Source organism: Lacicoccus alkaliphilus DSM 16010 (genome assembly GCF_900142805.1).
GTDB classification, from domain to species: Bacteria; Bacillota; Bacilli; order Staphylococcales; family Salinicoccaceae; genus Lacicoccus; species Lacicoccus alkaliphilus.
Genome location: NZ_FRCF01000022.1, coordinates 1 through 6,775, shown reverse-complemented (window position 1 = coordinate 6,775; position 6,775 = coordinate 1). Strand labels below are relative to the sequence as shown.

Below are 6,775 nucleotides of genomic sequence, written 5' to 3'. Positions count from 1 at the left end.
CGGGATAAGTGCTGAAAGCATCTAAGCATGAAGCCCCCCTCAAGATGAGATTTCCCCATTAGATCCCTCAGAGACGATGAGGTGGATAGGTTCGGCGTGTAAGTGTGGCGACACATGCAGCGGACGAATACTAATCGATCGATGACTTATTCAAAGATTTGTACCGTGTAGAGGGTTTTTTACACGATGTTGCTTGGCTTCTATATGGTTTTGAATGTACATTGCATTCAAATTGTCTGGTGGCAATGGCGGAGAGGCCACACCTGTTCCCATGCCGAACACAGCCGTTAAGCTCTCCAGCGCCGATGGTAGTTGGACTGACGTCCCGTTAGAGTAGGACGCCGCCAGGCAATTTTTTTAATTTTATGATTCCACAGTAGCTCAGTGGTAGAGCTATCGGCTGTTAACCGATCGGTCGTAGGTTCGAATCCTACCTGTGGAGCCATTTTTATGTCTATACATATTTTTTATACTGGCCCGTTGGTCAAGCGGTTAAGACACCGCCCTTTCACGGCGGTAACACGGGTTCGAGTCCCGTACGGGTCATCATTGGAGAATTAGCTCAGCTGGGAGAGCATCTGCCTTACAAGCAGAGGGTCGGCGGTTCGAACCCGTCATTCTCCACCACGGAGGGGTAGCGAAGTGGCTAAACGCGGCGGACTGTAAATCCGCTCCTTCGGGTTCGGCAGTTCGAATCTGCCCCCCTCCATTGTCTCATTTGAATATTGGGCCGTAGCCAAGCGGTAAGGCAACGGGTTTTGGTCTCGTCATGCGAAGGTTCGAATCCTTCCGGCCCAGCCATTCAGAGCCATTAGCTCAGTTGGTAGAGCATCTGACTTTTAATCAGAGGGTCAGAGGTTCGAATCCTCTATGGCTCACTCCTGACACTTATTCATTTAAGTGTCTTTTTTTATGCATTCATACATAATTATAAGTCGTTGCATAATTCCTGCATTTTTTATATTATAGTTGTATAGTATGTTAAAGGGGAGTTCATCATGTTGAAAGTGGATATAATAGGGGCGGCGACCAGTTTCGGTCAGCCTAAGCTCGGAGTGGATCTTGGACCGGACGCGCTGCGTTATGCGAATCTGGTGGAAGAAATTAAAAGTGTGGATGTAGAAGTGAATGATAAAGGCAATATATACAGTGATTTCAAAGTGGATGTCCCCACCCATTCCTCAAGCGAGGATAAGGTTTTGAAGAATTATGGGCAAGTGGTCAACTTCAATGAAAAATTGGCTGCTTCTGCAGATGAATCCGTGGCCTCGGGGGCTTTTCCCCTCATCATAGGAGGCGATCACTCACTCGCGATCGGCAGCCTTGCGGGAATCAGCCCGCACTATAACAATCTCGGTGTGATCTGGTATGATGCGCACGCAGATTTAAATGACATCAACACCTCACCGTCAGGGAACGTCCATGGCATGCCGCTCGCGATCTCCTGCGGAATCGGCGATGAAAGGCTGGTAAACTTGCATACCCCTGATATTAAGGTGAAACCCCGCAATATCGTGCTGATTGGCATGAGGGATCTGGACGAGGGTGAAAAGAAATATATCAGGGATGAAAATATATTGATGTATACGATGGAGGACATTGAAGAAAAAGGAATCTCGACTGTAATGACTGAAGCGTTGGAGTATCTCCATGGGAAGACGGATGGTATTCATCTATCTTTGGATGTGGATGCCCTGGACCCTTCTGAGACACCGGGCACCGGCACGCCGGTCGAGAATGGTTTGAGCCTGTCCGATACGATTCATGCCATGAACCTCCTTCATGAAAGCGGGAGTGTCACGTCAATGGATCTGGTCGAAGTGAATCCTCTGCTGGATGACCGCAATATGACGGCTGAGAAAGCTGTGGCCATAGTGGCTGCATTTTTCGGCAAGGAACAAAAGTAAGCCATTTAAATCAAATATAACGATAAAAACGTGGTCCCGGTTCCTTCCTGGCCACGTTTTATTCTTCTTCAAAAGGCAATATTTGAATTTTATAATCGCTGAACTTATCACCGGTTTTTTTTGTGGAATGATCTTTGACGAAGTTTTTAAGGTTTTTCTTGAACTGATCCAGCTCTTTCTCTTTGATCCTCAAATGGTAGGACATATTGTCCTTCTTCTTTTTCTCCTGCTTATATTGGAGCAGGCTGATGTCCGGCACCACTTTTTCAGCAACAGGTTCGTAAAATTTTTGGATAATGCTGTTTTTCTCTTCGGTTTTTACTACATGAATGATTTCATTTTTGAGCAACTCATTTAAATGATAGTGAATTTTAGCCCTGGGAATGCCTATTTCATCAGCCAGCATCTGCCCTGTCTTCGGCTTTTCGCTCAGGAGTGCAAGCAGTTTGATTCTAAAAGGATCACTGACACTTTTCAGTTGAGCCAGTTTATTGATGACCAGCAATTTTTTCATTTGAAACACCCCTTATATATATATTTATAGTATGATTAAGAGTAAATAAGTTGTCAAATAAATCTAACAGGATGATCACGTTAACGAAAGCGCAGGAAAGGGGCATCATAGATGATCGGTCAAAGAATCAAAGAAACCAGGCATAGAAATAATCTTACACAGGAAGAGCTGGCTGAGGGGATTATTTCGAGGACTTATTTAAGTCTCATTGAAAAGGGAAGCGTCCAGCCCTCCACCAATGTGTTGATTAAACTCAGTGAGCGTCTGAACTGCTCCCTGAACGATCTGATGTCTGAAACGGCAAACTTCCGCTATAATGATGTGGAGGTCTTCCGTGAAATCGTCTTTCACGAGTATAAAGTGTCACACGACGAGTTCTCAACAGTTCCGGAATTGATGACCAAGGAGTACGAGAAGGCTGACGAAATCTCCAGTGTGGACTGCGGCAGGCTCCATCTATTATATGCGAAGTACTTCAGACATCAGGGCGATTCCAGGAAAATGACCCATCATGCGGACCAATCGCTTTTGAAATTATCCAATAATGTCATCAATCAATTTTACATAGATGCTTTATTGATCAAAACGTCGTACTTGATGGACACGGGGAAAGTCACAGAGGCACTTGATCTTCTGGAAGATACTTACTCCCTCATATATCCCATGAATGAATTGAATTTAAGTAAGCTGAAAATTTTATTTGAAATCATTGAATGTTACTATATAAAAGAGCAATATTTTACCTGCCGCAGGCTGATGGACAAGTACACGCAGCTTGAGCATACCATGCAGGTCCGCTATAAAGAAGAGGGTTTAAGCATCCTGGCGGCTAAGGTGGCGGCTTACGAGGATGATCTTGGATTGCTGGATCAATTGGTCGGGGACTCTGAAAACGACCGGATGATCCTGCTCAAATGTTATAATATGTATAAAAAAGGTCAGATCAAAAAGTGTGCTGAATATTTTAAGAGTTACGTTAAAAATACGGATGAATTGAAAGACGATCCTTTGATGCTGGATATATATAATGAGCTGGAGGAGAGGATTGGCACGTTATAATTCATCAGAAAGGACCAGATGAGTGCAGAATACGAATATGTTTGACAATATAACGACCGCCGCTGTCATTACAAGTGTAATAGATATCATCATCGTATGGTACGTTTTCTATCTGCTGTTCACTGTAATGAGAGGGACGAAGGCAATCCAGCTGATCAAAGGAATTTTCCTGATATTGGTCGGAAGGGCAGTCAGTAACTTCTTCGACCTGACCACGACCACCGAACTTTTCGATACTGTCCTGGAGTGGGGTTTCCTCGCAATCATTGTCATATTCCAGCCGGAGTTGCGGCGGGCGCTCGAACAACTCGGACGGGGCAGTTTATTCAAAGGTGCGCCTGCTGGGGCCGGTACGGACTATGATCAGATGAGGGAAGCAATCATCAAATCGGTCAGATATATGGCGAAGAGGCGGATCGGTGCATTGATTGTTTTTGAGAAGGGGACGGGGCTGAAAGAGTATACCGAAACCGGTATAACGATCGATGCCAATATTACAGCCGAGCTGCTGATCAATATTTTCATACCGAATACGCCGCTGCATGACGGTGCTATGATCATCTCGGGTGATAAGATCAATTCAGCTGCGAGTTACCTGCCGCTCTCGGACAGCAGCAAAATTGCGAAGAGTCTCGGAACGAGGCACCGAGCGGCTGTCGGGATATCCGAAGTGACGGACGCGTTCACTGTGATCGTTTCCGAGGAGACAGGGAGCATCTCTGTTACATACGGTGGAAAGCTGGATAAGGAACTTACCCTCGAAGAGCTGGATGAGTTGCTGAAGAAGCATTGGAGCGTCCTGCCCGGCGTGAAGGAAGGAGGCGGTATGTTTGCTCGAAAGTAAATGGGGTTTGAGATTTGTTGCATTAATCCTGGCGTTATTCATGTTCCTGTCGGTCAATGACGTCTTTGAAAATATTGAGGTCTTCAATGAGAACGGTGGCGATGATGAAACTGAACTGATACAGGGCATGCCTGTCGAAGTGCTTTACGATGAAGAGGATTATTATGTCAGCGGTGTGCCCAGCCAGGTGAATGTTCAGTTGTCCGGGAGCACCTCGAATATTGCCAGGTTGCAGACGACAAGGGATTTCGATGTACTGCTCGACTTGAGGGACAGAGGGCCTGGAGAGCATGAGGTGCATTACACGATCGATGGGATGCCTGAGAATGTTACAGCAGAAGTCATTCCTGAAACATCGGTTGTCAGTGTGCAGGAGCTGGTTTCACAAACATTCACCGTGCAGGCCGAGGTGGATGAGAGCAGGTTTGGTCCCGGGCATCAGCTGGAGTCTGTAGATGTGGCGCCTGAAACGGTGACCATCCATGGCGGGGAAAACGAGATGAACCGGATACAGTATGTGCGTGCAGCATTAAGTGATAATTCGCGTATCACTGAAGACCGGGTAGAAGAAGCAGAAGTCGCTGTATTCGATTTCCAGTTCAACCGTCTCGATGTGAGGACGGAGCCGTCCAACGTGAGGGTTGAAATCAATGTGAATGAATTGAGCAAAACGGTGCCTGTCAATTACGAAGTGACGGGGATGGTCGACAGTGATCATGAACTTGTGGATGTGGTCCTCAATCACGATTATATAGATGTGTTCGGCAGTCAGGAAGTATTGGATAATATCGATTCGGCAAATGTTGAAATCGATGTGGACGGCCTTGAAAATTCAGTGACGAGAGATGTCGAACTGGATTTGCCGGAAGGTGTCACAAAAACTGAACCGGCTGTGTTGGAAGTTGAACTCACAATAGAAGAAAATGACTAAAGGAGAAACTCATGGGTAAATATTTTGGTACTGACGGTGTCAGAGGCGTAGCGAATTCAGAATTAACACCGGAACTGGCATTCAGATTGGGACGTTTCGGCGGATATGTTTTGGCAGGGGAGAATAATGCCAAGCCTACATTTTTAGTAGGGCGGGACACACGCATCTCAGGTGAGATGCTGGAGTCCGCACTGATTGCAGGACTGCTGTCGATTGGGGCGGAAGTGATGCGTCTCGGTGTGATTTCCACTCCGGGAGTTGCATATCTTGCACGTGAAATTGAAGCGGACGCCGGGGTGATGATTTCAGCCTCGCATAATCCTGTAGCAGATAACGGAATCAAATTTTTTGCATCAAATGGATACAAACTGAGTGACGCCGAGGAACAAAAAATAGAAGAACTGCTGGATAAGGAGACGGATGATCTCCCAAGGCCCACGGGAACCGATCTTGGAAACAAATCGGATTACTTCGAGGGCGTTCAAAAGTACATCGGATATATCAAATCGACCATCGATGTGGATCTTGAAGGATTAAAGATCGGACTTGATGGAGCACACGGTTCCACGCATTCCCTTGCCCCTTATTTATTTGGGGACCTGGAAGCCGATACGGTCACAGTGGGGACCAATCCGGACGGCACGAACATCAATGACGGTGTCGGTTCCACACACCCTGAGAAGCTCGTTGAACTGGTGAGGGAAAACGAATGTGACTTCGGACTTGCTTTCGACGGTGATGGAGACCGCCTGATTGCAGTGGATGAAAATGGTGATATCGTCGATGGCGATAAGATCATGTTCATCCTTGCACAGCATCTCAAAGGAGAGGGGAAACTGAAAGACGACATGGTCGTTTCCACCGTGATGAGCAACCTCGGATTCTACAAAGCACTTAAAGCCCACGGCCTTAAAAGCGACAAGACGAAAGTCGGGGACCGCTATGTGGTCGAAGAAATGAGGAAGCATGGCTACAGTCTCGGCGGTGAACAGTCCGGTCACATCATCATGATGGACTATAATACGACGGGCGACGGTTTATTATCCGGTGCGCACCTGTCGGCCATCATCAAAAAGACAGGCAAGAGTTTAAGTGAACTTGCCGGACAGGTCGAGACATTCCCGCAAAGGCTCGTCAATGTAAGGGTCAACGATAAACACAATGTCGTGAATAACGGAAAAGTCGCCTCCAAAATGGAAGAAGTGGAAAAAGAGATGAATGGCAACGGACGTATCCTTGTCCGTGCGTCCGGCACCGAGCCGCTTGTACGGGTCATGGTGGAAGCTGAAACCGTCGAACTTGCTGATCAGTACAGTGCTGCCATCGCGGAAATCGTAGAAGCGGAAATGGGTCTTGATGAATGAATTGATTGAGTGAAGAGAGTCGGGACATATGTCCCGGCTTTTTTCTTTGGATGGAAGGCAGTCTGCTCATTCGTCCTGGAAATCGATGGTGAATGAGCAGGCGAGGGGAAAATCTGCTCATTCGTCCTGGAAATCGATGGTGAATGAGCAGGCGAG

The 6,775-nt window shown here is 46.8% G+C and carries 6 protein-coding genes, 6 tRNA genes and 2 rRNA genes; 13 read left to right on the top strand and 1 reads right to left on the bottom strand.

The genetic code is table 11. The annotated features are described in order from the left end of the window. The 9 genes from BUA12_RS12795 to rocF form a co-directional block, all read left to right on the top strand. A 23S ribosomal RNA gene (locus BUA12_RS12795) occupies positions 1–154 on the top strand; the annotation flags it as partial. 81 nt (positions 155–235) lie between these two features. Next, positions 236–350: ribosomal RNA gene (gene rrf, locus BUA12_RS12790) — 5S ribosomal RNA — on the top strand. A gap of 20 nt (positions 351–370) precedes the next feature. Further along, a tRNA-Asn gene (locus BUA12_RS12785) sits at positions 371–445 on the top strand. Between the two features lie 29 nt (positions 446–474). Further along, a tRNA-Glu gene (locus BUA12_RS12780) sits at positions 475–546 on the top strand. Between the two features lie 5 nt (positions 547–551). Next, positions 552–627: transfer RNA gene (locus BUA12_RS12775), tRNA-Val, on the top strand. Position 628: 1 nt separating this feature from the next. After that, a tRNA-Tyr gene (locus BUA12_RS12770) sits at positions 629–709 on the top strand. Between the two features lie 17 nt (positions 710–726). Further along, positions 727–801, top strand: a tRNA-Gln gene (locus BUA12_RS12765). Positions 802–805: 4 nt separating this feature from the next. Beyond that, positions 806–878, top strand: a tRNA-Lys gene (locus BUA12_RS12760). A 120-nt stretch (positions 879–998) separates the two neighbouring features. Continuing rightward, the gene (gene rocF, locus BUA12_RS12755; protein ID WP_072710997.1) at positions 999–1,907 is read left to right on the top strand and encodes an arginase; all 909 of its coding nucleotides are present in this window, start codon (positions 999–1,001) and stop codon (positions 1,905–1,907) included. Positions 1,908–1,965: 58 nt separating this feature from the next. Here rocF and BUA12_RS12750 read toward each other — a convergent pair whose 3' ends face one another. After that, positions 1,966–2,421 (bottom strand): ArsR/SmtB family transcription factor, encoded by a 456-nt coding sequence (locus BUA12_RS12750; RefSeq protein WP_072710996.1) that lies wholly within the window; start codon positions 2,419–2,421, stop codon positions 1,966–1,968. 111 nt (positions 2,422–2,532) lie between these two features. Here BUA12_RS12750 and BUA12_RS12745 point away from each other — a divergent pair, with 111 nt between their 5' ends. From BUA12_RS12745 to glmM, 4 genes are read left to right on the top strand one after another with little or no spacing between them, the layout of a single operon-like run. Next, positions 2,533–3,480 (top strand): helix-turn-helix domain-containing protein, encoded by a 948-nt coding sequence (locus BUA12_RS12745; protein ID WP_072710995.1) that lies wholly within the window; start codon positions 2,533–2,535, stop codon positions 3,478–3,480. A 22-nt stretch (positions 3,481–3,502) separates the two neighbouring features. Beyond that, positions 3,503–4,324, top strand: a complete 822-nt coding sequence (gene cdaA, locus BUA12_RS12740; RefSeq protein WP_072710994.1) for a diadenylate cyclase CdaA — start codon at positions 3,503–3,505, stop codon at positions 4,322–4,324. Further along, entirely contained in the window at positions 4,311–5,255 is a 945-nt protein-coding gene (locus tag BUA12_RS12735; RefSeq protein ID WP_072710993.1) for a CdaR family protein, read from the top strand. Before cdaA ends, BUA12_RS12735 begins: the two co-directional genes overlap by 14 nt. 11 nt (positions 5,256–5,266) lie before the next feature. Further along, positions 5,267–6,619, top strand: a complete 1,353-nt coding sequence (glmM, locus tag BUA12_RS12730) for a phosphoglucosamine mutase (protein ID WP_072710992.1) — start codon at positions 5,267–5,269, stop codon at positions 6,617–6,619. The last annotated feature ends 156 nt before the right edge of the window (positions 6,620–6,775 follow it).